The organism is Pseudoduganella guangdongensis, from assembly GCF_009857475.1.
Taxonomy (GTDB): domain Bacteria; phylum Pseudomonadota; class Gammaproteobacteria; order Burkholderiales; family Burkholderiaceae_D; genus Rugamonas; species Rugamonas guangdongensis.
Map to the genome: position 1 here is coordinate 1 of NZ_WWCJ01000062.1, position 344 is coordinate 344.

General features: G+C 79.1%; 1 pseudogene. It reads right to left on the bottom strand.

The features are described 5' to 3' along the window. Window positions 1-344, bottom strand: a pseudogene (locus GTP41_RS26840) (hypothetical protein); the annotation flags it as partial.

The window sequence follows — 344 nt, forward strand, 5'->3', positions numbered from 1 at the left end:
GGCGCGCTGGCCGGGTTGGGCGGCGCAGCAGGCGGCGCGCCGGCGTTGTTGCGGGTCAGGGTGGCCGCGGCCTGGGCCGCGGCTTGGGCTTCCCGCAGCGCCTGGCGCCGCGCCTCCAGGCGCGCTTCCATTTGCTCGCTCTCGAGCTCCTGCTGGACATTGCGCGCGTCCTGCAGGCGCTGGGCGGTCAAGCGGTCCTGCACCGATAGCGCTGCCGCTGACCCGGCGGCGCGGGCCCGTTCGGCTGACTCGGCGGCGCGGCGCGCGGCGGCCTGCGCGGCGCTTTCGGGTGGCGGGAGGGTGCCGCCCGCGCTGCCCTGGGCGGTAGCCGACGCCGCCAGCGG